This window comes from Limnochorda sp. LNt, assembly GCF_035593265.1.
Classification (GTDB): domain Bacteria; phylum Bacillota; class Limnochordia; order Limnochordales; family Geochordaceae; genus Geochorda; species Geochorda subterranea.
The window spans coordinates 1,639,254-1,665,904 of record NZ_CP141614.1; the positions used below are offsets into that span (position 1 = coordinate 1,639,254).

Annotated in this window: 32 protein-coding genes; 2 read left to right on the forward strand and 30 right to left on the reverse strand. The window is 73.2% G+C overall.

Annotated features, from left to right (window positions below):
* Nucleotides 1–40: 40 nt before the first annotated feature.
* From VLY81_RS07760 to VLY81_RS07770, 3 genes are read right to left on the reverse strand one after another with little or no spacing between them, the layout of a single operon-like run.
* Nucleotides 41–1,153 carry a DegT/DnrJ/EryC1/StrS family aminotransferase gene (locus tag VLY81_RS07760; protein WP_324670370.1) on the reverse strand — a complete coding sequence of 371 codons (1,113 nt, stop codon included), beginning with the start codon at nucleotides 1,151–1,153 and terminating at the stop codon, nucleotides 41–43.
* A gap of 6 nt (nucleotides 1,154–1,159) precedes the next feature.
* Nucleotides 1,160–1,948, reverse strand: coding sequence for a DapH/DapD/GlmU-related protein (locus VLY81_RS07765; protein ID WP_324667594.1), 789 nt, complete (start codon nucleotides 1,946–1,948; stop codon nucleotides 1,160–1,162).
* 1 nt (nucleotide 1,949) lies between these two features.
* Complete coding sequence (locus VLY81_RS07770; protein ID WP_324667595.1) at nucleotides 1,950–3,566, reverse strand: YifB family Mg chelatase-like AAA ATPase; 1,617 nt, start codon at nucleotides 3,564–3,566, stop codon at nucleotides 1,950–1,952.
* A gap of 178 nt (nucleotides 3,567–3,744) precedes the next feature.
* Between VLY81_RS07770 and VLY81_RS07775 the strand changes: the two genes are divergently transcribed.
* Nucleotides 3,745–4,233 (forward strand): NUDIX hydrolase, encoded by a 489-nt coding sequence (locus VLY81_RS07775; protein ID WP_324667596.1) that lies wholly within the window; start codon nucleotides 3,745–3,747, stop codon nucleotides 4,231–4,233.
* Here VLY81_RS07775 and VLY81_RS07780 read toward each other — a convergent pair.
* The 23 genes from VLY81_RS07780 to VLY81_RS07890 all read right to left on the reverse strand — a co-directional run bounded on the left by VLY81_RS07780 (nucleotide 4,208) and on the right by VLY81_RS07890 (nucleotide 22,652).
* Nucleotides 4,208–4,597, reverse strand: a complete 390-nt coding sequence (locus tag VLY81_RS07780) for a YraN family protein (protein ID WP_324667597.1) — start codon at nucleotides 4,595–4,597, stop codon at nucleotides 4,208–4,210. The two genes, VLY81_RS07775 and VLY81_RS07780, sit on opposite strands and share 26 nt — an antisense overlap.
* The gene (gene rnhB, locus VLY81_RS07785) at nucleotides 4,594–5,361 is read right to left on the reverse strand and encodes a ribonuclease HII (protein ID WP_324667598.1); all 768 of its coding nucleotides are present in this window, start codon (nucleotides 5,359–5,361) and stop codon (nucleotides 4,594–4,596) included. Before rnhB ends, VLY81_RS07780 begins: the two co-directional genes overlap by 4 nt.
* A gap of 21 nt (nucleotides 5,362–5,382) precedes the next feature.
* Nucleotides 5,383–5,934, reverse strand: coding sequence for a signal peptidase I (gene lepB / locus VLY81_RS07790; RefSeq protein WP_324667599.1), 552 nt, complete (start codon nucleotides 5,932–5,934; stop codon nucleotides 5,383–5,385).
* A gap of 30 nt (nucleotides 5,935–5,964) precedes the next feature.
* Nucleotides 5,965–6,309 carry a 50S ribosomal protein L19 gene (gene rplS, locus VLY81_RS07795; RefSeq protein ID WP_324667600.1) on the reverse strand — a complete coding sequence of 115 codons (345 nt, stop codon included), beginning with the start codon at nucleotides 6,307–6,309 and terminating at the stop codon, nucleotides 5,965–5,967.
* Between the two features lie 58 nt (nucleotides 6,310–6,367).
* The gene (gene trmD, locus VLY81_RS07800) at nucleotides 6,368–7,135 is read right to left on the reverse strand and encodes a tRNA (guanosine(37)-N1)-methyltransferase TrmD (protein ID WP_324667601.1); all 768 of its coding nucleotides are present in this window, start codon (nucleotides 7,133–7,135) and stop codon (nucleotides 6,368–6,370) included.
* 4 nt (nucleotides 7,136–7,139) lie between these two features.
* Nucleotides 7,140–7,673, reverse strand: coding sequence for a ribosome maturation factor RimM (gene rimM / locus VLY81_RS07805; protein WP_324667602.1), 534 nt, complete (start codon nucleotides 7,671–7,673; stop codon nucleotides 7,140–7,142).
* Nucleotides 7,674–7,690: 17 nt separating this feature from the next.
* Nucleotides 7,691–7,921, reverse strand: coding sequence for a KH domain-containing protein (locus tag VLY81_RS07810; protein WP_324667603.1), 231 nt, complete (start codon nucleotides 7,919–7,921; stop codon nucleotides 7,691–7,693).
* 13 nt (nucleotides 7,922–7,934) lie between these two features.
* Nucleotides 7,935–8,276 (reverse strand): 30S ribosomal protein S16, encoded by a 342-nt coding sequence (gene rpsP, locus VLY81_RS07815; RefSeq protein ID WP_405001231.1) that lies wholly within the window; start codon nucleotides 8,274–8,276, stop codon nucleotides 7,935–7,937.
* Nucleotides 8,277–8,329: 53 nt separating this feature from the next.
* Nucleotides 8,330–9,658: a signal recognition particle protein gene (ffh, locus tag VLY81_RS07820; RefSeq protein WP_324667604.1), complete on the reverse strand. Its 1,329-nt coding sequence runs from the start codon at nucleotides 9,656–9,658 to the stop codon at nucleotides 8,330–8,332.
* A gap of 19 nt (nucleotides 9,659–9,677) precedes the next feature.
* Nucleotides 9,678–10,115 carry a sigma factor-like helix-turn-helix DNA-binding protein gene (locus tag VLY81_RS07825; protein WP_324667605.1) on the reverse strand — a complete coding sequence of 146 codons (438 nt, stop codon included), beginning with the start codon at nucleotides 10,113–10,115 and terminating at the stop codon, nucleotides 9,678–9,680.
* 85 nt (nucleotides 10,116–10,200) lie between these two features.
* Nucleotides 10,201–11,130 carry a signal recognition particle-docking protein FtsY gene (gene ftsY, locus VLY81_RS07830; RefSeq protein ID WP_324667606.1) on the reverse strand — a complete coding sequence of 310 codons (930 nt, stop codon included), beginning with the start codon at nucleotides 11,128–11,130 and terminating at the stop codon, nucleotides 10,201–10,203.
* Nucleotides 11,127–14,747 carry a chromosome segregation protein SMC gene (gene smc, locus VLY81_RS07835; protein WP_324667607.1) on the reverse strand — a complete coding sequence of 1,207 codons (3,621 nt, stop codon included), beginning with the start codon at nucleotides 14,745–14,747 and terminating at the stop codon, nucleotides 11,127–11,129. The genes ftsY and smc overlap by 4 nt, the downstream gene beginning before the upstream one ends.
* A 31-nt stretch (nucleotides 14,748–14,778) precedes the next feature.
* Nucleotides 14,779–15,039, reverse strand: coding sequence for a stage V sporulation protein S (locus tag VLY81_RS07840; protein WP_324667608.1), 261 nt, complete (start codon nucleotides 15,037–15,039; stop codon nucleotides 14,779–14,781).
* 98 nt (nucleotides 15,040–15,137) lie between these two features.
* Complete coding sequence (rnc, locus tag VLY81_RS07845; RefSeq protein WP_324667609.1) at nucleotides 15,138–15,887, reverse strand: ribonuclease III; 750 nt, start codon at nucleotides 15,885–15,887, stop codon at nucleotides 15,138–15,140.
* Between the two features lie 6 nt (nucleotides 15,888–15,893).
* The gene (gene fabF / locus VLY81_RS07850) at nucleotides 15,894–17,150 is read right to left on the reverse strand and encodes a beta-ketoacyl-ACP synthase II (RefSeq protein ID WP_324667610.1); all 1,257 of its coding nucleotides are present in this window, start codon (nucleotides 17,148–17,150) and stop codon (nucleotides 15,894–15,896) included.
* 48 nt (nucleotides 17,151–17,198) lie between these two features.
* Nucleotides 17,199–17,438: an acyl carrier protein gene (gene acpP, locus VLY81_RS07855; protein WP_324667611.1), complete on the reverse strand. Its 240-nt coding sequence runs from the start codon at nucleotides 17,436–17,438 to the stop codon at nucleotides 17,199–17,201.
* A gap of 66 nt (nucleotides 17,439–17,504) precedes the next feature.
* The gene (gene fabG, locus VLY81_RS07860; protein WP_324667612.1) at nucleotides 17,505–18,251 is read right to left on the reverse strand and encodes a 3-oxoacyl-[acyl-carrier-protein] reductase; all 747 of its coding nucleotides are present in this window, start codon (nucleotides 18,249–18,251) and stop codon (nucleotides 17,505–17,507) included.
* A complete protein-coding gene (fabD, locus tag VLY81_RS07865; RefSeq protein WP_324667613.1) occupies nucleotides 18,248–19,228 on the reverse strand; it encodes an ACP S-malonyltransferase in 981 nt (326 codons plus the stop codon). The genes fabG and fabD overlap by 4 nt, the downstream gene beginning before the upstream one ends.
* Nucleotides 19,225–20,232, reverse strand: coding sequence for a beta-ketoacyl-ACP synthase III (locus VLY81_RS07870; RefSeq protein WP_405001232.1), 1,008 nt, complete (start codon nucleotides 20,230–20,232; stop codon nucleotides 19,225–19,227). The genes fabD and VLY81_RS07870 overlap by 4 nt, the downstream gene beginning before the upstream one ends.
* Nucleotides 20,210–21,247: a phosphate acyltransferase PlsX gene (plsX, locus tag VLY81_RS07875; RefSeq protein ID WP_324667615.1), complete on the reverse strand. Its 1,038-nt coding sequence runs from the start codon at nucleotides 21,245–21,247 to the stop codon at nucleotides 20,210–20,212. The genes VLY81_RS07870 and plsX overlap by 23 nt, the downstream gene beginning before the upstream one ends.
* 6 nt (nucleotides 21,248–21,253) lie before the next feature.
* Nucleotides 21,254–21,856 (reverse strand): transcription factor FapR, encoded by a 603-nt coding sequence (gene fapR, locus VLY81_RS07880; RefSeq protein ID WP_324667616.1) that lies wholly within the window; start codon nucleotides 21,854–21,856, stop codon nucleotides 21,254–21,256.
* 64 nt (nucleotides 21,857–21,920) lie between these two features.
* Nucleotides 21,921–22,106, reverse strand: a complete 186-nt coding sequence (rpmF, locus tag VLY81_RS07885) for a 50S ribosomal protein L32 (protein ID WP_324667617.1) — start codon at nucleotides 22,104–22,106, stop codon at nucleotides 21,921–21,923.
* 18 nt (nucleotides 22,107–22,124) lie between these two features.
* Nucleotides 22,125–22,652: a YceD family protein gene (locus VLY81_RS07890; RefSeq protein WP_324667618.1), complete on the reverse strand. Its 528-nt coding sequence runs from the start codon at nucleotides 22,650–22,652 to the stop codon at nucleotides 22,125–22,127.
* 125 nt (nucleotides 22,653–22,777) lie between these two features.
* On the opposite strand from VLY81_RS07890, the gene ylbJ reads away from it, so the two are divergent.
* Nucleotides 22,778–24,031 carry a sporulation integral membrane protein YlbJ gene (gene ylbJ / locus VLY81_RS07895; protein WP_324667619.1) on the forward strand — a complete coding sequence of 418 codons (1,254 nt, stop codon included), beginning with the start codon at nucleotides 22,778–22,780 and terminating at the stop codon, nucleotides 24,029–24,031.
* Here ylbJ and VLY81_RS07900 read toward each other — a convergent pair.
* From VLY81_RS07900 to VLY81_RS07915, 4 genes are read right to left on the reverse strand one after another with little or no spacing between them, the layout of a single operon-like run.
* The gene (locus VLY81_RS07900; protein WP_324667620.1) at nucleotides 24,028–24,621 is read right to left on the reverse strand and encodes a hypothetical protein; all 594 of its coding nucleotides are present in this window, start codon (nucleotides 24,619–24,621) and stop codon (nucleotides 24,028–24,030) included. The two genes, ylbJ and VLY81_RS07900, sit on opposite strands and share 4 nt — an antisense overlap.
* Nucleotides 24,618–25,166, reverse strand: coding sequence for a pantetheine-phosphate adenylyltransferase (gene coaD, locus VLY81_RS07905; protein ID WP_324667621.1), 549 nt, complete (start codon nucleotides 25,164–25,166; stop codon nucleotides 24,618–24,620). Before coaD ends, VLY81_RS07900 begins: the two co-directional genes overlap by 4 nt.
* Nucleotides 25,163–25,753 (reverse strand): 16S rRNA (guanine(966)-N(2))-methyltransferase RsmD, encoded by a 591-nt coding sequence (gene rsmD / locus VLY81_RS07910; protein ID WP_324667622.1) that lies wholly within the window; start codon nucleotides 25,751–25,753, stop codon nucleotides 25,163–25,165. Before rsmD ends, coaD begins: the two co-directional genes overlap by 4 nt.
* The gene (locus tag VLY81_RS07915) at nucleotides 25,740–26,618 is read right to left on the reverse strand and encodes a DegV family protein (RefSeq protein WP_324667623.1); all 879 of its coding nucleotides are present in this window, start codon (nucleotides 26,616–26,618) and stop codon (nucleotides 25,740–25,742) included. Before VLY81_RS07915 ends, rsmD begins: the two co-directional genes overlap by 14 nt.
* Nucleotides 26,619–26,651: the final 33 nt, after the last annotated feature.

The following is a 26,651-nucleotide window of genomic DNA, read 5'->3' on the forward strand; positions in this document are numbered from 1 at the left end:
CCCGTGCTCCCCCCTCCTGGTCTGCCGGTCGCCCGACGCATCACCGGTAGAAGGCGCGGATGGCCGCGGCGACCTCGTCGACCTCCTCCGGCGCGAGCTCCGGAAACATGGGCAGCGACAGCACTTCGCCCGCCGCCCGCTCGGCCTGCGGGGCGCCCGCCGGCACCAGGGAGACCGACTCCAACCCGGGCTGACGGTGCAACGGCACCGGATAGTAGACGGTGCTCCCGATGCCCTGCTCGGCCAGATGACGCACCAGCTCGTCTCGCCGCGGCGCCCTGACCGTGAACTGGTGATAGACCGATCGCCCACCCCGTGTCTCCGCCACCGGCTCCACCGGCAGGCCCACCAGCCGCTCGACGTAGCGGTGCGCCAGCTCCCGGCGGCGCCGGGTCCATCGCTCGAGGTGCTGGAGCTTGACCCACAGCAGCGCGGCCTGCAACTCGTCCAGCCGGCTGTTGATGCCCCAGGCGTCCTCGCAGACGTAGCGGCGCCGCTGCCCCGAATTTCGCAGCATCCGCACCCGCTCTGCCACGTCGGCCGAGGAGGTGACCACCATGCCGCCGTCGCCGCAGCCTCCCAGGTTCTTGGTGGGGTAGAAGCTGATGACGGCCGCGTCGCCGAAGCTGCCCACAGGTCGCCCCTCGTAGGAGGCGCCGATGGCCTGGGCCATGTCCTCGACGACCCGCAGCCCCCGTCGCCGTGCCAGCTCCACGATGGGCCCCATGGGGGCCGGGTTGCCGTACAGGTGCACCACCACCACGGCCCGGGTGGCCGGGGTGAGGGCGGCCTCGATCTGCTCGGGCCCCACGTTGAGGGTCCGGGGGTCGACGTCCGCGAAGACCGGCCGCGCCCCGGCCCGCACGATGCTGGTGGCCGTGGCCACGAAGGAGAAGGAGGTCGTGACCACGTCGTCGCCCGGCCCCACCCCCACGGCCCGCAACGCCAGGTACAGACCGTCGGTGCCGTTGGCCACGCCGACGGCGAACGCCGTCCCGCAAAGCCGCGCTACGGCCCTCTCCAGCGCCTCGACCCGGGGACCGAGGATCATCTGACCGCTGCGCAACACCTCGGCGGCCGCCTCCGCCAGCGGCCCGGCCAGCTCCCCGTGCTGCCGGCGCAGGTCGAAGGCGGGGATGCGAAACGATGTCAGCGCCCGTCATCTCCTCTCCGGCGGGGCCTCGCCCGGCGAGCCGTAGCGGCGCAGGAAGGCCAGCAGGCGATCCAGCTCGGGCCACTCGGCTCGCTCGGCCGACAGCCGCCGCTCCGCCTCGTCCAGGGAGAGCCCGCTTCTAAACAACAACCGAAAGGCCCGTTGCAGCGCGAGCCTCGCGTCGGGCCGGGCGCCCGAGCGGCGCAGCCCGACCACGTTGAGCCCGACGGGACGGGCGGGGGCGCCGTGGACCAGGACGAAGGGCGGCACCGGTCGGACCACCCGGCTCATCGCCGCCACCATGGCCCCCTGCCCCACCACCACGCCGTGCTCCACCAGGGCCAGGCCGCCCACGACGGCGCCCGCCTCCAGGCAGGCATCCGCGCCCACGATGGAGCCGTGGGTGACGACGGCCCGCTCGCCGATGCGGCTGCCGGCGCCGATCCGGGTCCTGCCCATGACGAAGGCGAAGTCGGCGATCCACGTCGGCGTCGTGTGGCCAGGCTCCACCACAGCATACTCGCGCACCTGCGCGCCTCTGCCGATCTCCACGGACGGCTCCGCGCTCGGCTGTGCGACGTGACCCACCACGGCGCCGGTGTCGACCAGGCTGGCCTCGCCCACCCGGACCCCCGGGCCCACCACGGCCCGCGCCCCGATCCGCGCGCCGGCCCCGATGACCGCGCCCGACGCGACCCAGGCCATGGGCCCGACGATGGCGTCCGGGTGCACCTTGGCCCCATCCTCGACCAGGGCCGTCGGGTGGATGCCGGGGGCGCGGGCCGATCCGCGCATCTCAGGCGCCTCCGTCTCGTCTGCGGTACTGCATCGCCTCGTGGACGTGCTCCGGGGCGATCCTATCCGATCCAGCCAGGTCGGCGATAGTCCGTGCCACGGCCAGGATGCGCACCAGCCCACGGGCACTGACCCGCAGCTGCCGTGCCAGGGCGGCCGTCTCCCGTTCCAACTCGGCATCCAGCCGGCAGAGCCGCCGCACCTCCTCCGGACTCATCCGGCCGTTGACGGGCGAGCGCCCGAACGGCACCGGACGCCACCCCTCCCGACGGAACCGGTGCAGCTGGCGATGCCGCGCCTCGAGGACGCGCTCGCGCACCAGCCGGGAGGGCTCGGAGGGCAGGCCCCGCAACATCTCCATCTCGCCGACGGGCCGGGTCTGGACCCACAGGTCGAAGCGATCGGCGACGGGGCCGTCCAGCCGGCGCCGGTAACGGCGGATCTCCACGTCGCGGCAACGGCACGCCCCGTCCCGGCTGCCCAGCCGACCGCAAGGGCACGGGTTGGCCGCGCCGACGATCAGGGTCTCGGCCGGCAGGCGTACCGACGCCTGGGCACGCGTCAGCGTCACCCACCCCTCCTCCATCGGCTCCCGCAGGGCATCGACGGCCTCCTTGGACAATTCGGCGAACTCATCGAGGAAGAGAAGACCCCGGTGGGCCAGGGTCAGCTCCCCCGGGGTCACCCGCGCGCCGCCGCCGATCAAGCCGGCCGCCGTGACGCTGTGATGGGGTGCGCGAAAGGGACGGGGCGTCCATGGCTGCCAGGAGCCGCCTCCCTGCTCCTGTGGCAGGGGCTGGCCGGCGGCGCTGTGCGTCTGGAGCACCTCCAGCCACTCCTGTCGCGACAGGGGCGGCAGGATGCCCCGGAGCCGCCGAGCCAGCATGGTCTTGCCCGAGCCCGGCGGGCCGAGCAGCATGACCGGGTGCCACCCCGCCGCGGCGATCTCCATGGCCCGACGCGCCAGGCTCTGCCCCTTGACGTCGGCCATGTCCTCGCCGCCTGCGACGGGGACGGCCTGCCCGCTGCCAGGGGCCGGCAGGTCGAAGGACGGGGCCGCGCCGCGACCGCCACCGCCTCGGGCCTCCGGGACCCCTTGGATCAACCGCTGCAGCACTGCCTCCAGGTCCGGCAGGGCGATCCAGGGGACCTGCCCCAGCATCCGCGCCACCCCCGCATCGGCCTCGGGCAGCACCACGGTCACCGAAGGGAGGCGGGCCGCCGCCACCAGCAGCGGGACGATCCCCTCCACCGCCCGCAGCTCGCCGGCCAGCGAGAGCTCCCCCACCAGCAAGAGGCCTCGGAGGCGCTGGGGTGGCAGCTTGCCAGCAGCGGCCAACACCGCACAGGCGATGGGCAGATCGAGCGAGTTGCCTGCCTTGCGTAGCCGGGCCGGCGCCAGGTTGACGGTGATGCGGCCCGCCGGCATGGCGAAGCCGACGTGGAGCAACGCCGAGCGCACCCGGTCCCGGCTCTCCCGCACCGCCGCGTCGGGCAAGCCCACCAGGCGAAACTCGGGCAGCCCGCCTCCCAGGTGGGCCTCGACATCGATGACGTGGCCCTCGATGCCGACGACCACGGCGCCCCAGGTCCTGGCGTAGCCCACGAAGAACGACACCTCCGACCGCCACGCGGCAGGCGGCCGGAAGGTGTCGCGTGAAAGACGGCACCCGAGCCATTCGTGGCCCACCACCCCTCTCCCTGCCGGGATGCTCGGACCCGCGACCCGGGGGGTGGTCGGATGCAGACCGAGATGGGGGCCCGGTCGGGCGGGCCCTGGAGAGGACGGCGAAGGCGTGGAGTACGTCTGGCGAGAGCGACGGGTCGAGGTCGGCGGGCGCCGTCGCATCTACAAGGTCTTCGAGCACCCGGGCTCGGTGGTGATCGTGCCGGAGCAGGACGGCAAGCTGGCCTTGGTGCGACAGTTTCGCCCGGCCGTCGACGCCTGGCTGTGGGAGCTGCCGGCGGGTACCCTGGAGCATGGCGAGGAGCCGCTGGATGCCGCCCGGCGGGAGCTCGAGGAGGAGACGGGGTTGTCGGCCCGCCGGCTGGAGGTGGTGGCCTCCTTCTATCTGGCCCCCGGCTACTCCACCGAGAGGATGACGCTCGTCAAGGCCCTGGAGCTGACGTCGGTCCCGGCTCACCCCGACGAGGGCGAGATGATCGGCGAGGTGCGCTGGTTCGCGCCGGAGGAGCTCTTGCGCATGGCCGCTGCCGGCCAGTTGACCGACGCCAAGACGCTGGCGGCGCTGCTGCTGGTCATCCCAGATCGAAGGCCCCGATGAGGTGCTCGATGGCGCCGAGCCGTCCGGACGCGTCGGCCTCGATGGCTACGACGTCGAAGCGCGCCGGCAGGCCCGCCAGCTCGGGGTGCCGGGCCAAAAGCGCCTTTGCCGCTCGGATGAGCCGGTGCCGCTTGCGCCCGTCCACGCTCGCGGCGGCCCGCTGGCGGCCGCTGTCGGGCCCGCAGGCGCGACGGGCCCGCACCTCCACGAAGACCAGGACCCCCTGAGGGTCCGCGGCCAGCAGGTCGATCTCGCCGGTCCGGCGCCGGGCGTTGCGCGCCAGGATGCGCCACCCCCTGGCCGCCAGGTACCGGGCCGCCGCCGCCTCGGCCGCCCTCCCGAGCTCGCGTGTGGCGTGACTCATGCCGGGGCGGGCCGCGCGACGGCCACCGGGCGAAAGGAGCGGCGGTGTAGCGGCGAGGGCCCCAGTCTCTCGAGCGCCGCCAGGTGCTCGGGGGTAGGGTAGCCCTTGTGACGGGCGAAGCCGTACCCGGGCCAGACCCGGTCCGCCTCCTCCATGAGGCGGTCCCGCACGACCTTGGCCACCACGGAGGCCGCCCCGACGCAGGCGACGCGCGCATCGGCGTCGACCAGGGGCACCTGGGCGACCGGCCGCTCCAGGGGCACCGGCACCGGCCCGTCCACCACCAGGGTCCGGTACGGAGCCTCGAGGGCCGACGCCGAGGCTGCCATGGCGCGCAGCGACGCCTGCAGCACGTTGAGCCGGTCCACCATCCGGTGGGAGACGATGGCCACCCGGGCATCGAGCGCCTGCGCCAGGATGGGGGCCATCAGGGCCTGGCGGGAGGCGGGCGTCAGGGCCTTGGAGTCACGCAGGCCGGGGATGCGAGCGCCCGGCGTCAGCACCACGGCACAAGCCACGACGGGCCCCGCCAGGGGCCCCCGGCCCACCTCGTCGACGCCCGCCCACGGTCGCGGCGCCGGCCCCACCACGACCGCCTCGTCGACGACCGGCCCGGCGCCCGCCCGTACCGAGCCGCCCGTGCGGCAGCCGTCGAGGGCCCCGCTCGGCGCCGCCAGCTCGCCGAGCTCCGCCGGGCCCAGGACGAGCAGGTCGGGCCCGTCTCCCCTGGCCCAGTGCCCGATGAGCTGCGCAAGGCCCTCCATGGCACCGTCCCCTCGCCGCGACTAGGGCTGGCTGGCGAAGATGGTGGGCACCTGCACCGGCCCCGCCCGGTAGACCGGCCAGTAGACGAAGACGGCTCGCCCCACGATGGACTCGCGGGGGACGAAGCCGACCTCGGCGAAGCGGCTGTCCTCGCTGTTGGCGCGGTTGTCGCCCAGGACGAAGTACCGCCCCGGCGGCACCGTCTGGCGGGTGCGGCCCGACAGCGTGGGGCCCAGCACGTAGCTCTCCCGCAGCACCTGCCCGTTGAGCACGACCCGCCCGTCGCGAAACTCGACCACATCCCCCGGCACGCCGATGATGCGCTTGATGAAGCGCCGGCTGGGATCCGATGGGACGCGGAAGACGACGATCTCGCCCCGCTGAGGCTCGCGCAGCCGGTAGGTCAGCTTGTCGACCAGGAGACGCTCGCCATCGTGCAGGGTGGGCTCCATCGACTGCCCCTGCACGAGGAAGGACTGGGCCACGAAGGCGATGATGACCACCGCCAGGATGACCGCCAGCCCCACGGCCTCGGCCAGCTCCAGCAGAGCCTCCCGTTGGGCTCCCGACACGGCTCGCCGCCGTCCCGTCTGCGGGCCCGCTCAGTCTCTGCGCTCCGCGACGCGAGCCCGCCGGCCGATCCGACCCCGCAGGTAATAGAGCTTGGCGCGGCGCACCCGGCCCCGGCGCACCACCTCGATGCGCTCGATGGCGGGGGAGTGCACGGGAAAGATGCGCTCCACCCCGATCCCCGAGGAGACCTTGCGCACGGTGAAGGTCTCCCGGCTCCCGCCGTGATCCCGGGCGATGACGGTGCCCTCGAAGACCTGGATGCGCTCCCGATCGCCCTCCTTGACCTTCACGTGGACCCGCACCGTGTCACCCGGCGAGAACGCTGGGATGTCCGTGCGAAGATGGGGTGCCTCCACTGCGTGTCGCCAATCCACGTCGCTTCCGTCCCTCCAGGGCGACTGAGCCGCCCGGCATTCTAACACGAGCGCCCGTTCAAGACAACGCTCGTCGCCACTGCTCCACCAGCGCCCGTTCCTCCTGGCTCAAGCCTGCCGCATCCAACAGCTCGGGCCGCCGCTCCAGCGTCAGCCGCAGCGACTGCAGCCTCCGCCACCGGGCGATGGCCCCGTGATCGCCGCTCAGGAGCACCTCGGGCACCTCCAGGCCCCGGAAGCGCCGCGGGCGCGTGTACTGGGGAAACTCGAGCCCGCCCCGGGTCAGCGCGGCGCCCCGCTCGAACGACTCCTCGCCCGCCGACTCGGGATCGCCCAGCACGCCCGGCAGCAGGCGCACCACGGCGTCGACGACGACGAGGGCCGCGGCCTCGCCCCCACTCAGGACGTAGTCGCCGATGGAGACCTCCTCCGCGCCCAGCAGGGGAGCCACCCGGGCGTCGATCCCCTCGTAGCGCCCGCAGACCACCACCAGCCCGCCCGGATGACGGGCCAGCTCCCGAGCCGTCTCCTGACGGAAGAGCCGCCCGTTGGCCGCCGTGATCAGCACCCGGGGCGGTGGCCCCCCCTGTCGGGCCTCGATGGCGTGCTCGGCGGCGGCCACCACCGGAGGTGCCATCAGCACCATGCCACGGCCGCTGCCGAACGGGGCGTCGTCCACCTTGCGGTGGGGATCCCGGGAGAACTCCCGCAGGTCCCAGAGCCGCAGGCGCACGAGCTGCCGCTGCCGGGCCCGCCCTACCACGCCTTCCTGAAGGGCCCGGTCCACGGCCTCGGGCGACAGGGTGACGACGTCGACGACGTACATCCGCCTACGGCACCAGACCCTCCGGCAGGCGCACGAGGACTCGCCCGGCCTCGGGCTCGACCCTCTCCACGAAGGCTCGCACCGCCGGGATGAGGACCGGCTCGCCTCCCGCCGGCGGCGTCACCTCCCAGAGGTCGTGGGCCCGGCTGCGCAAGACGCCGCTGATGCGCCCCAGGCACCGGCCATCCTGCGTCCAGACCTCCAACCCCATCAGCTGGAAGAGGTAGAAGTGCCCCTCGGGCAGGGGTCGTACCTGCTCCCCCGGGATCTCCACCCACGCGCCGCGCAAGCGCTCGGCCTGGTCGCGATCCGTCACGCCCTCGAAGGCGACGATGACGCTGCCCCTGGGCCCGGGCCGGGCCGAGACGATCGCGGCGGGGCGCACCTGGTCGCCGAGCCGCAGCCAGCACGTGCGGACGGAGCCGAGGCGGCCGGGGTCGTCGCTGAGCACCGCGACCCGGACCTCGCCCCGCACGCCGTGCGGGGCCAGCACCTGCGCCACCGCCACCCGCTGGGGGCTCGCCGAGCCCACGGTCACGGCCCGGCCCTCCGCCGTCAGTCCAGGATCTCCACGTGCACGGTCTTGCCCTCCTTGAGGGCGGCCGCCTTCGCGACGGTGCGGATGGCCTGGGCGATGCGCCCCTGCTTGCCGATGACCTTGCCCATGTCCTCGGGGGCGACCTTGAGTTCCAGGATGATGGAACGCTCGCCCTCGACCTGACGCACCTGGACCTGGTCCGGGTGATCCACCAGCGCGCGTGCGATGTATTCGACGAGCTCCTTCACCTTCACCCTCCTCTTACGCCTCCGTCACGGCCGAGGCGGGCTCATGGTCGCCGTCGGGCGCAGGCGAGGTGCCGGCGGCTTGCGCTCCTCTCTGGCGGCGCTGCTGCCACTGCTCCCAGACGCCGCTCTGCTCCAGGGTCCGGCGGGCCGACTCCGAGGGCTGCGCTCCCTTGCTGAGCCACTCCAGGGTCCGCTGCGGGTCCACCTTGATGGCCGGGGGATCCCGCAGGGGATCGTAGTAGCCCAGCTGCTCCACGTACCGGCCGTCCCGGGCCGCACGGGCGTCGGCCACCACGATCCGGTAAAACGGCTGCTTCTTGGCTCCCATCCGCTTCAGTCGAATCCTGACTGCCAAGTCAGCATCGGCCTCCTTACTGGGATCGGGATGTGCGGGCCATCGAGCCCGCCTCAGAGGCTCCCCCGCCGCCACCCCGCCCGGGGGCCCTGCCCCCGGGCCAGGTGCCGGAGCATGCGCCGAGCCTCTTCGTACTGCTTCAACAGGCGGTTGACGTCCTGCACGGTGGTGCCGCTGCCCGCTGCGATGCGCCGGCGCCGGCTCCCGTCGATGATGGAGGGCTGTCGGCGCTCCTGGGGCGTCATGGACTGGATGATGGCCTCGATGCGGCTCAGCTCCCGCTCGTCGACCTTGAGCCCCGCCGGCAACCGTCCCCCCAGGCCGGGGATCATGGCCAGCACCTGGTCCAGCGGCCCCATCCGGCGCACCTGCCGCAGCTGCTCCAGGAAGTCGTCGAGCCCGAAGGCGTCCTCGCGTAGCCGCTTGACCATCTCGCGGGCGCGCTCGGCCTCGACGGCCTGCTCGGCCCGCTCGATGAGGGTCAGCACGTCGCCCATGCCGAGGATGCGCCCCGCCATCCGGTCCGGGTGGAAGGGCTCGAGCCCGTCGAGCCGCTCGCCCGTGCCGGCGAAGAGGATGGGGGCCCCCGTCACCTCCCGCACCGACAGGGCGGCGCCGCCCCGGGCATCCCCGTCCAGCTTGGTCAGGACGATGCCGTCGATGCGCATGCGGGCGACGAAGGCCTGCGCGACGTTGACCGCGTCCTGGCCCGTCATCGCATCGACCACCAGCAGGACCTGGCGAGCCTGCACCGCCTCGACGATGTGGCTCGCCTCCGCCATCAGGGCCTCGTCCACGTGCTGGCGGCCTGCCGTGTCGACGACGACCACCTCGTGACCGCCCCGTCGGGCGTGGGCCACGCCGGCCTTGGCCACGTCGGGCGGCGTCATCCCCCCGGGCACGCCGAAGAAGTCGACACCCGCCTGGCGTGCCAGCACCTCGAGCTGCGCGACGGCCGCGGGGCGCTGGAGATCGCAGGCCACCAGCAGCACCCGCCGTCCCTGGCGGCGCAGGAGATGGGCCAGCTTGCCCGCCGCCGTCGTCTTGCCCGACCCCTGCAGGCCGACCATGACGAAGACGGCGGGCCACGGGGGATCGACCCGCAGCGGCTCGGCCCGCCCGCCCAGCAGCTGGGTCAGCTCGTCGCGGACGATGCGCACGACCTGGTGCGCGGGAGCGAGCCCCTCCAGCACCTCGGCGCCCGTGGCCCGAGCCCGCACGCGCTCGGTGAAGGTCTTGACGACCCGGTAGTGGACGTCGGCCTCCAGCAGGGCCAGGCGCACCTCCCGCAGGGCCTCGTCCACGTCGCGCTCGGAGAGCCGGCCCCGGCCCGAGAGCCGCCGGAAGACCTGGCCCAGTCGCTCGGTCAGCGCCTCGAACACGTCCGACCCTCCCCCTCCCTCACAGCTCCCGCCGCAGCGCGACCAGCGCGCGCCGGATGGCCCGGGCCGCCTGCACGACCTCCTCCGAGGCCGCCCGCTCGCCCCGCACGCATGCCGCCAGTCGCCGCGATTGGCGCAGCGCCTGCTCGACGATGGCCCGCTGACGGCGGTAGCGGGAGGCGAGCCCCAGCCGGCGCTCCGCCTCCACCAGCGTGCGGGCGCTGCGCTGCAGGACGTCGTGCACGGCCTGGCGGCTCACCTGCTCCTCGGCGGCGATCTCGGCCAGCGACAGGTCCCGGTGATAGCGCAGCTCGAAGAGCCGGCGCGCCTTGGGGGTCAGCAGGCCGCCGTAGATGTCGTACAGCAGCACGAGCCCCGCCGGCCCCGGCTCGTCCCCGGCCTGGACCTCCTCGGGCGCTGCCCCGGGATCCCGGTGGGGCACCGTCGACCGCCTCACCCGGCCCGTTAAGGGCATCTCCTTTACACCTGCTCGAGTATACGACAGCCCCACCCCTGCCCGTCAATGCGAAGCGGACGGCGGGTCAATCCTCGAGGCCCAGCAGCGCCCGGGCGAAGGCGTCGGGGTCGAAGGGTCGCAGGTCGTCGGGATCCTCGCCGACGCCCACCAGCTTGAGCGGGAGCCCCATCTCGGCGACGATGGCCAGCGCGATGCCGCCCCGGGCGGTGCCGTCCAGCTTGGTCAGCACCAACCCGCTGGCCGCCACGGCCTCGGTGAAGACCCGCGCCTGCACCAGGCCGTTTTGGCCGGTGGTGGCGTCCAGCACCAGGAGCACCTCGTCGAGCGGGCGCTCGAGGGCCTTCTCCGCCACCCGCCGCACCTTGGCCAGCTCCGCCATCAGCTGGCTCTTGTTGTGCAGCCGCCCGGCGGTGTCGACCAGCACCACGTCCATGCCGCGGGCGACGGCCGCCTGCACCCCGTCGAAGGCCACGGAGGCCGGATCCTGCCCCGGGGCCCCGCGCACCAGATCGGCGCCGGCCCGCTCGGCCCAGATGGCGAGCTGCTCCTGCGCGGCGGCGCGGAACGTATCGGCGGCCACCAGGAGCACCCGGCGCCCTTGGCGCGCCAGGCGCCAGGCCATCTTGCCCGCGGTGGTGGTCTTGCCGGTGCCATTGACGCCCACCACCATGCCCACCAGGGGGCGGCGCTGCCAGGCGTCGGGCCGCTCCCAGGCCAGCGGCTCCTGGCGCCGGCGAAGCCGCTCGGCCATCAAGGTGGCCAGCTCCCGCCGCAGGGCCGCCGCGTCGGCCGCCGGTGCCTTGCGGGCACGCACGGCCTCCACCAGCTGGGCGGCCACGGCCGGTCCCACGTCGGCGGCGATGAGGCTCTCCTCCAGCCCCTCCCAGAGGGCCGGCGAGCTGCCGTGCCGGCGCACCAGGGATTCGATGGAGCCCACCAGGGTGTCACGGGTCTTCTGCATGCCCTGGACGAGTCGCTGCCAGAGGGGGGTCACGTGCCCGCTCCCATCTCGACAACCGGCGGGGCGTCGGCGGCCATGACGCGGGGCACGTCGCCCATCCGGAGGACCAGGAGTCGCGAGACGCCCTGGTCGTCGACGGTGACGCCAAACAGCGAGTTGGCCGCCTCCATCGTCCGTTGCCGGTGTGTGATGAAGAGGATCTGCCGGTCCTGGGCCAGCTCCTGCACGACGGCCACCAGGCGCTCCAGGTTGGGCTCGTCGAGCGCAGCGTCCAGCTCGTCCAGCACGCAGACGGGCGAGGGCCGCACGCGCTGCAGGGCGAAGATGAACGCCGCGAAGACCAGCGATCGCTCGCCGCCGGAGAGGGCGACGGCGGGCTGCGGACGCTTGGAGGGCAGGCGCACCTCCAGCTCGACGCGGCCGCTCTCCACGCTGCCCTCCAGGCGGAGCCGGCCCTCGCCCCCGCCGAAGAGCCGTCGCAGCATGACGTCGAACTCGCCGGAGGCGGCCTCCAGGGTCCGGGTGAAGCGGGCCGCGCTCACCTGTTCGAGCGTCGCCTGCCACGCCTCGAGGGCCCGCCGGGCCTCCACCAGATCGGCGTGCGCGCCCTGGGCCTGCTCCCATTCGCGCCGGGCCCGGTCGTAATCGGCGATGGCCTGCATGTCGACGGAGCCGATGCGCTCCAGCTCGGCCTGGATCTCCTGGCGCCGCCGCTCCAGCTGACTCCGGGGAGCGTGGGCCAGCTCCGGGGAGGCGGGAGGGAGGGCCTCCAGGTCCTCCACGGGCCCGCCCGTCAGCTCGGCCAGCCGGGCCCTTGCCTGCTCCCAGCGGTCCTTGGCCGTCTGATGGGCTCGCTCCGCCTTCATCCAGGCCGCCGAGCGAAGCTCGACGGCGTGCTCCAGATGGGCGATGCGGTGCCGGAGCCGCTCCATCTCCTGGCTCGCCTGCTCGAGTCGCGCGCCCAGCTCCTCCCGCGTCGCCTGCTGCGCCGCTGCCTCCCGCTCGGCCGACTCGACTTGGGCGGCCAGGGCGGCCGCCTGCGCGCGGGCCGCCTCCATCTCCTGGCGGGCGGCCTCCGCCTCCGCGGAGACGGTCTCCACCTGCTGGCGGATGGATGCCATCTCGAGCCGGGCCTGCTCCAGGCGAGACGCCGCGACCTGCTGATCGGCGCGGCGCGCCTCCACCTGCGCGAGGGCCTCCATCACTTGCCGGTCCAGGCCCCGTCGGCCCTCGCGCAGGCGGTCCAGCTCAGCGGTCAGCTCGTCGACCGCCTGGCGCCAGCGCTGCTCCTCCGCCTGCCGGGAGGCCAGACGCTCCCGCAGGGAGGCCTCGCGCCCCTCACCCTCCCGAACCGTCTCCTCCACCCGTCGGCGCTCGGCCTCCACCACGGCCTGCTCCCGGGCGAGGCGCGCCTGCTCCTCGGCGAGTGGCTCCTGCCGGGCCACCGCCGCCGCGCGCCGGGCCTCGAGATCCCGGACGGCGGTCTCCGCCTCCGCTCCGGCGCGGACCAACGCCTCCAGGGCTCGCCGGCGCTCCGCCAGTGCCTGGCGCAGCGCCTCCCGCTCCCGGCTGGCCTGGGCCACGCGCTGGGAGAGCGTCTCGATCTGCCGGCTCCGGGCCAGCAGATCGGCGCGCGACGCCTCACGGTGGCCGCCGCTCACCGGCCCGCCCGGCACCACGACCTCGCCCTGACGGGTCACCACCCGCGCCAGCTCGCCGACACGCCGACCGGCCGCGATGGCCCCGGCCAGATCCTCCATGACCGCCACGCGCCCGGCGGCATAGGCCAGGGCAGGCCGGATGGGGTCGGCGACCGCGAGCAGCTCCGAGGCCACCCCCACGAAGCCGGGCAACCGCTCGATGGCCTGGACGGCGCCACCCGACAGCGCTCGGGGCCGCAGGTAGTCGAGGGGCAGGAAGGTGGCCCACCCCCGCCGCCGCGCGCGCAAATACTCGATGGCCTGGCGGGCCGCCTCCGCCGTCCTCACCACGATGGCCTCGAGGTAGGAGCCAAGCGCCGCGGCGGCCGCCTCCTCCAGCCCCTCCGGCACCCGTACCAGCTGGCCCAGGGGCCCGTGCACCTCCGCCCGCCACGGTGCCTCGGCCTCCATCACCGCCCGCACCCCGCGGGAGAAGCCCTCCAGCTCTTGGTGGGCCTGCCGGATCACCCGCAACGTCCCCTCGAGGCGGCTGGTCTCGACCTCCATCTGCCGCAGGCGCGACTCGAGCCGGGCGATCTCGTCGCGTACCGCCTGCGCCTGGGCCGCCACGGCCTGGCGGCGCGAGGTGGCCTGCGCCCGCTCCTCGTCGAGGCGGGCGATCTCGGCCCGGAGGGCCTCCGCTCGCTCATCGAGGGCCTCGCGCCGGGCGACCACCTCACGGGCCCGCTCGTCCAGGCGCTGCAGCTCCCGGCGGGCGGCCTGGTGCTGGCGGGTCGCCTCCAAGAGCTCGTTGCGCACCCGCGCCAGCTGCTCCAACGCGTCCAGCAGGTGCGCGCGGCGGCTCTCGAGCGCCTGATCGGCCTGGCTGAGGCCCGACGTCGCCTCGTCGAGGCGGGCGACCAGGGCACGGTGGGCGGCCTCGGCTCGCTCGAAGGCGACGGCCGCCTCGGCCTGCCGTCGCTCCAGCTCCTGCAGCCGGGCCTGGAGCTCCTCGGATTGGCGCTGCAACGCCACCACCTGCGAGCGGGCGCGCTCGAGCCGGCCCGCCGCCTCGAACTCCCGATCCCGGGCCCGCTCCATGGCATGCCGACGCTGGAGCAGGTCCTGGCGGCGCCGCTCCAGCTCGGAGGCGACGGCTGCCAGCTGGTTGCCGGTCTCCTGATGGGAGGCCAGCAGCGCGGCCATCCGCTGGCGGCTCTCCTCCAGGGCGGCGCGGGCCGAGCTCAGCTGGGCCTCGGCCTCACGGGCCTGGGTGAGGGCATCCTGCCAGTGGGCGCGGGCGGCGACGGCCTCTCGACGCGCCAGCTCCCGCTCCACCTCGGCTCGCGCCTCGGACAGCTCACGAGCTCGTCGGGCCCGGGCGGCCTGCCGCTCCAGGAACGCGACGTGGCGCGCCGCCTCACCCAGGGCAGCCTCGGCCCGCTCCAGCGCCCGCCCCGCACGATCGCGGCTGATCCGCGCCGCCGCCACCAGCTGGCGAAACCTCGCCACGCCCGCCACCTCGTCGATGGCGGCCCGCCTCTCCTCGCCGCTGCCCACCACCATGAGGTCGGCGCTGCCCTGGGGGACCAGGGCGTGCGAGCGGGCGCCGAAGTGAGCACGCGAGAGCAGCTCGTGGATGTCCCGCAGGCGGCAGGGAGCCCCGTTGATGGCGAAGTGGCTCTGCCCCGAGCGGTAGGTGCGGCGCACGATCTCGATCTCGCGAAAGGGCAACGCGAGGTTGTCTCGATCGTTGTCGAAGGTGAGCACCACCTCGGCCATGCCCACCGGGCGCACCGCCCGGGTGCCGCCGAAGATGATGTCTTCGATGCGCCCGCCCCTCAACGCGCGGACGCTGGGCTCCCCCAGGGCCCAGCGGATGGCGTCCAGCAGGTTGCTCTTGCCGCAGCCGTTGGGGCCGACGACCGCGTTGAGCCCCCGATCGAGCTCGACCGTCACCCGACGGCCGAACGATTTGAATCCATAGATCTCCAGCCGCTTCAAATACACCGCAGGCGAACCGACCGACCCGTGCCAGGATTCAACGCGGCTCGACGATGAAGCGGATGGCCGTACGCTCCTCCCCGTCGATCTCGATCTCGGTGAAGGCCGGGATGCAGACCAGGTCGATCCCGTTGGGGGCGACGAAGCCGCGGGTGATGGCGATGGCCTTGACGGCCTGGTTGACGGCACCGGCTCCCACCGCCTGGACCTCGGCCGACCCCTTCTCGCGCAGCACGGCTGCCAGCGCCCCGGCCACCGACTTGGGCTTGGAATTGGCCGAAACCTTCAGGACGTCCATGCCCCAACGCCTCCTTCATATGCAAGGCCCGGCGGTACCGCGGTCGTCTCTCGGCTCGAAGGACGTCGAATACCACGTAGCACGGCTGCCAGTGCTACCTATATTCCGCTGACCGGCCCATTCTCCTCCACGCGCCGTGAGCCGCCCGGATCCAGCCGCCACAGCGCGGCCCGGGCGGCCGCCTCCTCGGCGCGCCGACGGCTCGAGCCCTCGGCGGTCACCACCAGATCGGGGGGGCAGTGCACCTCGACCTTGAAGCGCCGGGCATGAGGGGGCCCGCAGGCCTCCACCACCCGGTACTGCGGAGCGGCCCGCCCGTGGCGGGCCAGCCACTCCTGCAGGGCACCCTTGGGGTTGGCCTCGGCCGCCGGCCGGATGGCCGTGGTCAGGTCGGGCAGGCACCGCTCCACCGCCTGACGGGCCGCCTCCCACCCTCCGTCGACGAAGATGGCCCCCACGACCGCCTCGAAGGCCGAGGCGAGCAGCCGCTCCTGCCGGCGAGCCCCCTGCATCTCCGCGCCCTTGCCCAGCCGGATCCGCCCGGTCAAGCCCCACCGCCGCGCCAGCTCGGCCAGGGTGGAGCGTCGCACCAGCTGGGCCCGCAGCGCCGTCAGCTCACCCTCGGGCTTGTCGGCCGCATAGCCGCGAAAGAGCCACCAGCTGACGACGAGACCCACCACCGCGTCTCCGAGGAACTCGAGGCGCTCGTTGTGGGCCACGCCCTGCAGGCTCTCCTCCGCCACGGCGGAGCGATGGGTGAGGGCCTGCTCCAGCCACCGGGCATCCCGAAACCGATAGCCCAGGGCCTCTGCCCGCTCGTCCTGCTCGGCCTGGCCGGCTCCCTCCAACGGCCCTCAGGACCCCTCCTCGTAGCGCCGGAAGACCAGCACGGCGTTGTGGCCGCCGAAGCCGAAGGAGTTGGAGACGGCCACGTCGATGTGTGCGGGCCTGGCCGCGTTGGGCACGTAGTCGAGGTCGCAGCGGGGATCCGGATGCTCCAGGTTGATGGTGGGCGGGATGACACCCCTCTCGATGGCCAGCACGCAGGCGATGGCCTCCACCCCGCCGGCGGCCCCCAGCAGGTGGCCCGTCATCGACTTGGTGGAGCTGATGGGGATGCGCCAGGCGTGCTCGCCGAAGACCTGCTTGATGGCGACGGTCTCGTACCAGTCGTTGTACTCGGTGGAGGTGCCGTGGGCGTTGATGTAGCCCACGGCCTCCGGCCCGATGCCCGCATCCTCGAGCGCCGCCTGCATCGCACGGGCCGCGCCCCGGCCCTCCGGGGCCGGCTGCGTGATGTGGAAGGCGTCGCCCGTCGCGCCGTAGCCTGTGATCTCCGCGTGGATCCGCGCCCCTCGAGCCCGGGCGTGCTCGAGGGCCTCCAGGACCAGGATGCCCGCTCCCTCGCCCATGACGAAGCCGTCCCGATCCCGGTCGAAGGGGCGGCTCGCCCGAGGGGGATCCTCGTTGCGGGTCGACAGGCTCTTGGCCGCCGCGAAGGCCGCGATGGAGAAGGGCGTGATGGCCGCCTCCGCGCCGCCGGCGACCATGAGATCGGCATCGCCCCGCTGGATCATGCGAAAGGCGTCGCCGATGGCGTCGGCCCCCGAGGCGCAGGCCGACACCGTGCACCGGTTGGGCCCCTCGAGGCCGAAGCGGATGGAGACCAGTCCCGCGGCCATGTTGGGGATCATCATGGGGACCGTGAAGGGGCTGACCCGGCCGGCCCCTCGCTCGAGCAGGGTCCGGTGGCTGTTCTCCCAGGTCTCCATCCCGCCGATGCCGCTACCGATGACCGCCCCCGCCCGCTGGCCCAGCGGCGCCTCGCCGTCCAGGCCCGCGTCCTGCAGGGCCATGGCCGAGGCCGCCAGGGCGAACTGGGCGAACCGGTCCGTCCGGCGGGCCTCCTTGCGATCCATGTACCGCTCCGGCTCGAAGTCGTGCACCTCGGCCGCGATGCGGCAGTCGAGCCCCGACGCATCGAACCGGGTGATGGGCCCGACGCCCGGACGCCCCTCCACCAGCGCCGACCAGAACGCATCGAGCCCGATGCCGATGGGCGATACCACGCCCATGCCCGTCACCACGACCCGACGACGATGCTCTGGCACGTTGGCCCCCCTCTTGCACCCGGTAGCCCGAGCGGCACCGGACGTCGGCTACTCCTGGCGGGACTGGATGTAGCGAACCGCGTCACCCACCGTGCGGATGCCCTCGGCGTCCTCGTCGGGGATCTCCATGCCGAAGGCCTCCTCGAAGGCCATGATCAGCTCGACGATGTCCAGCGAGTCGGCTCCCAGATCGTCCACGAAGGACGACTCCGGCGTCACCTCCGACTCGTCCACGCTGAGCTGTTCCACGATGATGGACTTCACCTTCTCGAAGACGTTGTTGTCCATGGGGTCGTATCGTCTCCTTTCCGAAGTGGGGGGATGTCGACGGCGCTCGGCTCGCGACTCCGTCGCCTACCCGGCCATCGTCAGCCCCCCGTCGATGACCAGGACGTGCCCCGTGACGTAGGAGGCGTCGTCCGAGGCGAGGAAAGCCACCGCCGCCGCCACCTCCTCCGGCCGACCCAGGCGGCCCATGGGCACCTGGGCGCTGAGGGCCTGCTGCTTGGGGGTCGGGTCGCCGGTCATCTCCGTCTCGATGAAGCCGGGTGCGACGACGTTGACGGTGATGTTGCGCGTGGCCACCTCCCTGGCCAGGCTCTTGGAGAAGCCGACGATGGCCGCCTTGGAGGCCGCGTAGTTGCATTGGCCCGGGTTGCCGACCAGCCCGGCCACCGAGGAGACGTTGACGATGCGGCCGTAGCGCTGGCGCAGCATGGGCCGCAACGCGGCGCGGCTCATGCGATAGACGCTCTCGAGGTTGGTCGTCATGACCTGGTGCCAATCCGCGTCGCTCATGCGCACCAAGAGCCCGTCGCGGGTGATGCCGGCGTTGTTGACGAGGATCTCCAGGGAGCCGAATCGCTGCAACGCCGCGCCCACCAGCCGCTCGGCCGTCTCGGGCTGGGCGACGTCGCCCTCCCAGCCCACGACGTCGGCGCCGGTCTCGGCCGCGATGCGCCGGGCCGCCTCCTCGGCCTGGTCCGCCCGCCGGCTGCACAAAGCGACCCGAGCTCCCTCCCTGGCCAGGCGGTGCGCGATGGCGTAGCCGATGCCCCGACTGCCGCCCGTCACCAGGGCAGCCCGGCCAGACAGCGTCATATTAGCCCATCCCCTTTCAGGCGTGCAAGGGACGCCTCCAGCGAAGCCGGATCCTGGACGTTGAGCACGACCGCGTCGGGCAGCGTGCGCCGCACCGTCCCCGACAGGACCCGGCCGGGCCCCAGCTCCACGAAGTGAGTGACCCCCATGGCCGCCATGGTGCGAAGCGACTCGACCCAGCGCACGGGCGAGACCAGCTGGGCCTGCAGGGCCTGCGGGATGGCCTCGACGCGGTCGCCGTACGGGCGGGCGTCGACGTTGGCCACGACGGGCCACGCGGGCACGCGCCACTCGACCCGATCCAGGTGCTCCCGCAGACGGCGGGCGGCGTCGGCCATGAGCGGCGAGTGGAAGGGCCCGCTGACCGCCAGCTCCGTCCATCGCCCTCCCGCGGCCGAGACCCGCTGTCGCACCTCGGCCAGCGCCGACCTGCGCCCCGACACGACCACCTGCCCCGGCGCGTTGAAATTGGCCGCCACGACGGCCGTCTCGTCACCCAGGGCCTGCACCACCTCCTCGCAGATGGCCGTCACCTGTCGATCCTCCAGGCCGAGCACGGCGGCCATCCCGCCCTCCCCGGCCGGGACGGCCTCGGCCATGGCCTGGCCCCGTGCCCGCACCAGCGCCAGCCCCTCTTCGAAGCTGAGCGCACCCGCCGCCACCAGGGCGGTGTACTCGCCCAGCGAGTGGCCCGCTCCCGCCGCCGGCAGGGCCGATCCGACCCGCTGGCGCCAGACGGTCCAGGTCGCCACCGAGACGGCCAGCAGGGCCGGCTGCGTGTACGCCGTCTGGCGCAGCACGTCCTCCGGCCCCTCCCGTACGATCTTCAACAGACCGGGCATCACCCGGTCGGCCCGCTCGAGGACCTCGGCCGCCCCGGCGAAGGCCTCGGCCAGTGCGGTGCCCATCCCCACCGACTGGGAGCCCTGCCCCGGGAAGAGCACCGCGTAGGCCCCGGATGACCGCCCCGTACTCATGTACGTCCCCCCCAGCGCACCACCGTGGCGCCCCACGTCAGCCCGCCGCCGAAGGCCACCATCACCACCACGTCGCCGTCGGCCAGCTTGCCTGCCCGGGCGGTCTCGTCCAGCGCGATGCCGATGGAGGCGGCCGACGTGTTGCCGTAGCGGTCGATGTTGACCACCACCCGCTCCTCCGGGATGCCGAGGCGCTTGGCGGCGGCATCGATGATGCGGATGTTGGCCTGGTGCGGGATCAGGTAGCGCACCTGGTCGACCCCGAGCCCGGCTTGACGGAGGGCCTGCTCCGCCGCCTCCCCCATGGTGCGCACGGCGATCTTGAAGACCTCGTTGCCCTGCATCTTGATGTAGTGGAGCCGCTCGGCCACCGTACGCTCCGAGGCGGGACGCCGGGAGCCACCGGCTGGCAGGCAGAGCAGGTCGCCGTAGGCGCCATCGGAGCCCAGCTGGCTGGCCAGGATCCCGTGGCCCTCGCTCACCGGCCCCAGCACCACGGCGCCGGCTCCGTCCCCGAAGAGCACGCAGGTGGAGCGATCGGTGTAGTCGGTGATCTTGCTCAGGCACTCGGCCCCGATGACCAGCGCGTGGCGCACCCGTCCCGACTGGATGGCCGAGGCCGCCACGTCCAGCCCGTACAGGAAGCCCGAGCAGGCGGCCGCCAGGTCGAAGGCCGCGGCCCCCTTGATGCCCAGCCCGTGCTGCACCAGGTTGGCGGTGGAGGGAAAGGCCATGTCGGGCGTCACCGTGGCCACCACCACCAAGCCGATGGCCTCGGGGGCCACGCCCGCCGCCTCCATGGCCCGACGCGCCGCCTGCATGGCCAGGTCCGAGGTGGCCGTCTGCTCGTCGCAGATGCGGCGCTCCCGGATGCCGGTACGGGTCCGAATCCATTCGTCGCTGGTCTCCACCATGCGTTCGAGGTCGAAGTTGGTCAGCACGCGCTCCGGCGCCGCGGAGCCCGTTCCCCAGATGCCCACGCTAAGGCCGTTGCCCGATGCCATCGGCTCGTTCTCCCTTCGATAGCCCCGCCACGGCAGCCTCGAGGGCCGCCACCAGCCCATCCTGCACCCCGCGAGCCGCCATGCGCACCGCGTTGGACATGGCCCGCGCGTCGGAGCGCCCGTGGGCCACCACCACCACCCCGCGGACCCCCACCAGGAAGGCCCCTCCGTAGGTGCGGTAGTCCAACCGGTCGCGCAGCCCGCCCAGCGCCGGCTTCAACAACAGCCCCCCGAGCCGGCCCCGGACGGTTTGGAGCGCCGCCTGCCGGATGGCTCCCAGGAGCGACGACGCGAAGCCCTCCATCGACTTGAGCAGCACGTTGCCGACGAAGCCGTCGCAGACGACGACGTCGCAGGCGCCGGCGAAGACGTCCTTGCCCTCCACGTTGCCCACGAAGCCGTCGATCCGCCCGGCCATGAGCCCGTGGGCCTGCTGAGCCGCCTCGTTGCCCTTGCTCGGCTCCTCCCCGATGTTGAGCAGGCCGACCCGTGGCTGCTGGATGCCCAGCAGCACCCGGGCGAAGGCGCGCCCCAACACCCCGAACTGCAGCAGGTGCGACGGTGGGCAGTCGACGTTGGCCCCTGCGTCGATGAGCACCACGGGCCCCTCGAACAGCGGTAGCACCACCGCCAGCGCCGGCCGCTCCACCCCCGGCAGCCGCCCCACGTGCAGCAGCGACGCGGCCAGCACCGCGCCCGTGTTGCCCGCCGAGACCAGGGCCGAGGCCCGGCCCTCCTTGAGCAGACGGGCGGCCACCACCAGGGACGCGTCGCGCTTCTTGCGCACGGCCTCGACGGGATGCTCCTCCATGCCGATCCGGTCGGAGGCTTCGACGAACTGGACGGGGGCGCCGCCGGACGCCTCGCCTGGGGTGGCGTCGAGGAGGGATCGCACCGGGTCACGAGGGCCCACCAGCAACAGCGGCACCGCCATGCCGGAGCGGGCGTCGAGAGCCCCCCGCAGGGGCGCCTCGGGGGCGTGGTCGCCCCCCAACAAGTCGACGGCGATGGCCACCAGCGTTCAGCCCCTCTCCGTAGGGACCGGCTGACCGGCTCGCTCGGGCGGCAGGGACGCCACCACGAAGAGCCCGCGGAAGACCTCGTCGGCGCCGCAGCGACTGACCACGTCGACCAGATGCGTGTGGGACCGGGAGCGCGTCAGCTCCGCCCGGGCCAGGACCTCCTCCCCCACCCGTACCGGCCGCACGAAGCGCACCCGCGCCGAGCCCGTCACCACCACGTCGGCATCGACCAGGGCGACGGCCAGGGAGTTGGCCTGTGCGAAGAGGTAGTGGCCGCGAACGATCCCGGTACGGGCGAAGGCCATCTCGGGCCCCGTCCGCAGCGTCGACAGCCCCCACCGCCCCAGGCGCAGCTCCACCAGCTCGCCGATCACCTCGCTGGCGAACAGCGACCGGGGCTGGGTCACCCGCTCCTCTGCCAGCCGGCGCGTGCGCTCCCGCATCTCCGGGATGCCCAGCCGCATCCGGTCCAGGCGCACCGTGGGCACGCTGACGCCCAGCCGGTGCGCCAGCTCGCGGTCGGTCAGGAAGGGCTCCTGCAGCAGGAGCTGGCGCAGCCGCTCCAGGCGCTTCTCTATGACCTGATTTGATGACCTGCTCATATAAAAACCTCTGAAAGAAGCCCTCGCGGTCGGTGCGAGGGCCCTCCAGCGTGCGACGGGCCGCTCAGGCCTCCTCGGCAGGCGGCAGGTACTGGCGGCCGTCGTACGTGCCGCAGTGCGGACAGACGTGGTGCGGCAACCGTAGCCGGTGGCAGCGCGGGCACTCCGACAGATTGGGCAGTGCCAGGCGCCAGTGGGACCGGCGCGTCCGGGTGCGAGCCTTGGAAAAGCGCCGCTTGGGATTGGCCACCTCGGTCGGTCTCCTCTCTCAGCGAGCCCCGCCGTCGCCGTTGCGCAGGAGCGCCCCCAGGGGTGCCCAGCGCGCGTCGGGCTCGTCGTCGGCACAGCCGCAGGGCCCCTCGTTGAGGTTGCGCCCGCAGCGGGGGCAGAGCCCCTTGCAGTCATCCCGGCAGATGCGCTTCATCGGCAGCGCCAGCTGCAGCGTCTCCCGGATGGCATCGGTCAGGTCGAGGACATCCCCCGAGTACCAGTTGGCCACGTCCTCGCCCTCGGGCCGGCTCGCCCGCAGACGCTCGGGGTAGTACATCTCCTCCATCTCGGGCTCCAGCGCGTAGCGAAACGGAGCCAGGCATCGCGTGCATGCCGACTCGCACTCGCAGCGCAGCCGGGCCTTGACCAGGAACCCCTTGCCCACGTTGGTGACGGTCCCCGAGACCTGCACGGGGCTGCACGTCACCGCGCCGCCCGCCATCTCCAGCGGCGGCGCCGGGCTCACGCCCTCGACCGGGAGCTGAGCGCCTCGCTGCTCCCGGATGGCGCGGATGTTGACTTGCACGGCTGTGGCGCCACCTCGCCCATTATAGTGAGGCCCCCAAGGCCCGTCAAGAAAGGCCATGGAGCCCGTCTCGTATACATCCCACGGAGCGCCCCGCGCACGAAGGCGAGGTCGAGGCGTCTACCATGAGTCGAAGATCCGCCCACCTGCGCCCGGAGGTCACCACCTACCTCATCGGCGCCGCGCTCAGCGCCTTCGCGCTGCTGGTCGTCATCACCGCCGAGAACGCCTTCGAGGCCAGCCTCTTCGGGCTCCGCCTGTGGTTCGACGCGGTCCTCCCCGCCCTCTTGCCCTTCTTCGTCCTGTCGGAGGTGCTGGCAGCCTACGGGGTCATCCACTTCGTGGGGGTCCTTCTCGAACCGCTCATGCGCCCCCTCTTCAACATCCCCGGTCCCGGGGGATTCGCCCTGGCCATGGGGCTGGTCAGCGGCTATCCCCTGGGGGCCATCATCACGGCTCGCCTCTGCCGGGAGCGCCTGCTCAACGCGGTCGAGGGAGAACGCCTGGTCTCGCTGGCCAACACCGCCGATCCCCTCTTCATGGCGGGGGTGGTCGCCGCCGGCTTCTTCGGAATCCCCGAGGCCGGTGGCATCCTCGCCGCCTCCCACTACCTGGCCGTCCTCGTCGTCGGCTGGATCGGCGCCTTCCACGACCGCGACGCCCCGGCCACCCCCGCCCTGGAGGCCCACTCCCGCGAGCCGCTCTTGCGCCGCGCCGCCAGCGCCATGATCAAGGCCCGTCAGGGCGACGGCAGGCCCTTCGGTCAGGTCCTGGGCGACGCCGTGAGGGGCTCCATGATCAGCATGCTCCTGGTCGGCGGCACCATCATGCTCTTCTCGGTGCTGCTGCAGGTACTGGACCAACTGGGGGTGGTGCCGGTGATGGGGCGGCTGGCCTCCGCCGTCCTCGGCCTGGTGGGGCTGGACTCGTCGCTGGCCGAGGCCACGGTCCGGGGGTTGCTGGAGATCACCAACGGCTCGCAGGCGGCCTCGCAGGCCCCCGCCGCCCTGTCGGCCCGGCTCGCCGTGGCCAGCTTCGTCATCGGCTGGGCCGGTGCCTCCGTGCACGCCCAGGTGGCGGCCGTCACCGAGAAGACCGGCATCCGCATGGGCCCCTACATCCGGGCCCGGCTGCTGCACGGGGTGCTCGCCGCCCTCGTCACCCTGGTCATGGTGGCCCTCGATCTGGGCCCTCGCCTGCCGACCCTGGCCCTGCCCCGCGGTATCGACGGCGGCAGCGCCTGGTCCCTGGCCACCCTGGTCTGGCGCACCCGGTTGGGGCTGCTCTTCGTGGGGTTGACGCTGGTCGGGCTGGCTGCCGGCAGCGCCCTGCGGCGGGCCGCCCGGCTGGTCACGACGTCCTGGGGCCTGCGACGCTAACCCTCGTCGGGAGGCGGCTCGGCCCCCGCTGCCGCCTCGGTGGCGGTCGGCTCGGCCGGGGCCCCCTCCTGCAGGCGCCGGGCCAGCTCCGCCCGGCCACGCTGCACCTGGAGCAGGTGCCGCTCGATCTCGCCCAGCGTCTTCTCCAGGGCCTGCTGCACCATCAGCAGCACCGAGTCGGCGTACTGGTTGGCGCCGGCCTCCAGCTCGGCGGCCCGACGGCGGTAGGACTCGAGCAGCTGCTCGCCCTCCTCGCGGGCCTGGCGCAGCACCTCGCTCTCCCGCACGAGGCGAGAGGCGTACTCCTCGGCCTTGGAGACGATGCGGTCGGCCTCCTCCTGCCCCTCCTGCAGCAAGGCCTCCCGCCGCGCCAGGAGCTCCGATGCCTGCCGAAGCTCATCGGGCAGGGCCCGCCGGATGCGCTCGATGAGCTCCAGCGCCTCGTCGGCCCGGATCACGGCACGCCCGCCCAGGGGCAGGGTCGGCGCCGAGGCGATGAGGTGCTCCAGGCGCTCCAGGAGCAGCTGCACCGTTACCGTGCGGGTCGCCGTCGACGGGTTGGGGGATGGGGACGAGTCGGATGCACTCATCTCGCCGCTTCGCCGCCTTCTCCTGGCATTGTCGGGCCCGGCGAGGGGTGCGCCGAGCCGGCGCCCCGCGTCGCCAGGCGCTCCCGCAGTCGCTTGGCTGCACCGGGCGGCACCCAGCGGCTCACGTCGCCACCGAAGGAGGCCACCTCCTTGACGAGGCTGGAGCTGACGAAGGCGTACTCGCTGGAGGTCATGATGAAGACGGTCTCCACCCGGTCGTCCAGGTGGCGATTCATGGTGGCCATGACGAACTCGTACTCGAAGTCGGAGACCGCCCTCAGCCCCCGCACGATGGCCGTGGCCTGCCGGGCTGCCGCGTACTCCACCACCAGCCCCGAGAACGACTCGCACCGGACGTTGGCGTAGGGACGGCACGCCTCCTCCAGCATCGCCAGCCGCTCCTCCACGGAGAACAGGGCCCGCTTGGCGGGGTTCTCCAGGACGGCGACATAGAGGCGGTCGAAGAGCCGGGAGGCCCGGGCGACGATGTCGAGATGGCCGTAGGTGACCGGGTCGAAGCTGCCCGGGTAGACCGCCACCGTCACCGGTCGCCCTCCTCGTCTGCCGCCGTCAGGATGGTCACCTGGGTCTCCCCGAAGGGCACCTGGCGCCGGATGCGCCAGCCCGCCGGGGGCAGCGGCTGCTCCCGGGCGCTGTGCTGCACCACCAGCAACCCGCCCTCCCGCACGATGCCGGATGCCACCACCCGGCGCACCGTGGCCTCGACCAGACCCTGCTCGTAGGGCGGGTCGGCGAAGATCACGTCGAAGCGACCGCCGCCATCGGCCAGATCCACCAGGGCTCGCTCCACCGGCTGGTGGCGCACCTCGGCGCCCGCCTCCAGGCCGGTCCGACGCAGATTGGCCAGGAGGGCCTCCAGGGCCCGGCGGTCCTGCTCGACGAAGACGACCCGCCGCGCCCCCCTCGACAGGGCCTCGATCCCGACGGATCCCGACCCGGCGAAGAGGTCGAGCCAGTCGCGCTCCGCCGTCCACCCGGCCAGGATGTCCATCATCGACTGGCGCACCCGGTCGGTGGTGGGACGCACCTGGCGCCCCTTGGGCGCGACCAGGGTACGTCCCTTGGCGATGCCCGCGATGACCCGCACCTCGACCTCCTCACGCGCCCTCACGCAAGACGTAGATGGCCCCCAGCGCGCCGGGGCCGGCGTGCGATCCGATGGTCGCCCCCAGGGTGGTCACCATGACCTCCTCGAAGCGCGCCCGCTGCAGGATCTGCTCCTTGAAGGCCTCGGCGTCGTCGGCCGCGTCGGCGTGGACGATGCTGAGGCTGTCGCCGTGGCCACCCGTCTGCTCCGCCACGATCTCGGCGATCCGCTCGAGCGAGCGGGCTCGTCCCCGCACGCGCTCGACGGGCGTGACCACGCCGTCCTCGAAAGCCATGACGGGCTTGAGCTGCAGGATCCCCCCCACGAACGCCGTGGCCCGGCCGATGCGGCCGTTCTTCCAGAGGTAGTCGAGCGTGGCCACCGTGAAGTGGATGCGCATGCGACGGCCCAGGGCCTCGATTCGCCGCACGACGGCGTCGAGGGGCTCGCCGGCGTCCACAGCCCGGACCGCCTCCCGCACCATGAGCCCCTCGCCCATGCTCACCTGACGGGTGTCGACGACCCTCACCGGCACCTGCTCGAACTGGCGGGCGGCCATGACGGCCGACTGGTACGTAGCCGAGATCTCGGAGGAGGCGTGGATGGAGAGGATGGCCTCGGTCTCGCCCTGGCGCGCCACCTCCTCGTAGACGGCCACGAAGTCGGCCGGCGAGGGGTGGGACGTGCGGGGCAGGACGCCCTCGTCGAAGCCCTCGCGCATCATGCGCATGAAGGCGTCGTGGGTCACGTCGATGCCGTCGCGGTAGCTTCGGTCCTTGAAGAGCACGTGCAGCGGCACGACCCGTACCCGCAGCTGCTCCACCCACGACGGCGGGAGGTCGGCCATGCTGTCCGTCACGATCTTGATGCGCCGTCCGCTCTGATCCACGCTGTCCGCTCCTTCCGTGGTGCGAGCTCGTCG

Coding starts and splice junctions, on each gene's coding strand:
- VLY81_RS07765 (WP_324667594.1), bottom strand. CDS start 1,948: ATGCGCGGATCGGCCCGCGCCCCCGGCATCCACCCGACGGCCCTGGTC.
- VLY81_RS07780 (WP_324667597.1), bottom strand. CDS start 4,597: ATGAGTCACGCCACACGCGAGCTCGGGAGGGCGGCCGAGGCGGCGGCG.
- rnhB (WP_324667598.1), bottom strand. CDS start 5,361: ATGGAGGGCCTTGCGCAGCTCATCGGGCACTGGGCCAGGGGAGACGGG.
- trmD (WP_324667601.1), bottom strand. CDS start 7,135: ATGTACGTCGTCGACGTCGTCACCCTGTCGCCCGAGGCCGTGGACCGG.
- VLY81_RS07840 (WP_324667608.1), bottom strand. CDS start 15,039: ATGGACGTCCTGAAGGTTTCGGCCAATTCCAAGCCCAAGTCGGTGGCC.
- acpP (WP_324667611.1), bottom strand. CDS start 17,438: ATGGACAACAACGTCTTCGAGAAGGTGAAGTCCATCATCGTGGAACAG.
- fabG (WP_324667612.1), bottom strand. CDS start 18,251: ATGACGCTGTCTGGCCGGGCTGCCCTGGTGACGGGCGGCAGTCGGGGC.
- fabD (WP_324667613.1), bottom strand. CDS start 19,228: ATGAGTACGGGGCGGTCATCCGGGGCCTACGCGGTGCTCTTCCCGGGG.
- VLY81_RS07870 (WP_405001232.1), bottom strand. CDS start 20,232: ATGGCATCGGGCAACGGCCTTAGCGTGGGCATCTGGGGAACGGGCTCC.
- fapR (WP_324667616.1), bottom strand. CDS start 21,856: ATGAGCAGGTCATCAAATCAGGTCATAGAGAAGCGCCTGGAGCGGCTG.
- ylbJ (WP_324667619.1), top strand. CDS start 22,778: ATGAGTCGAAGATCCGCCCACCTGCGCCCGGAGGTCACCACCTACCTC.
- VLY81_RS07900 (WP_324667620.1), bottom strand. CDS start 24,621: ATGAGTGCATCCGACTCGTCCCCATCCCCCAACCCGTCGACGGCGACC.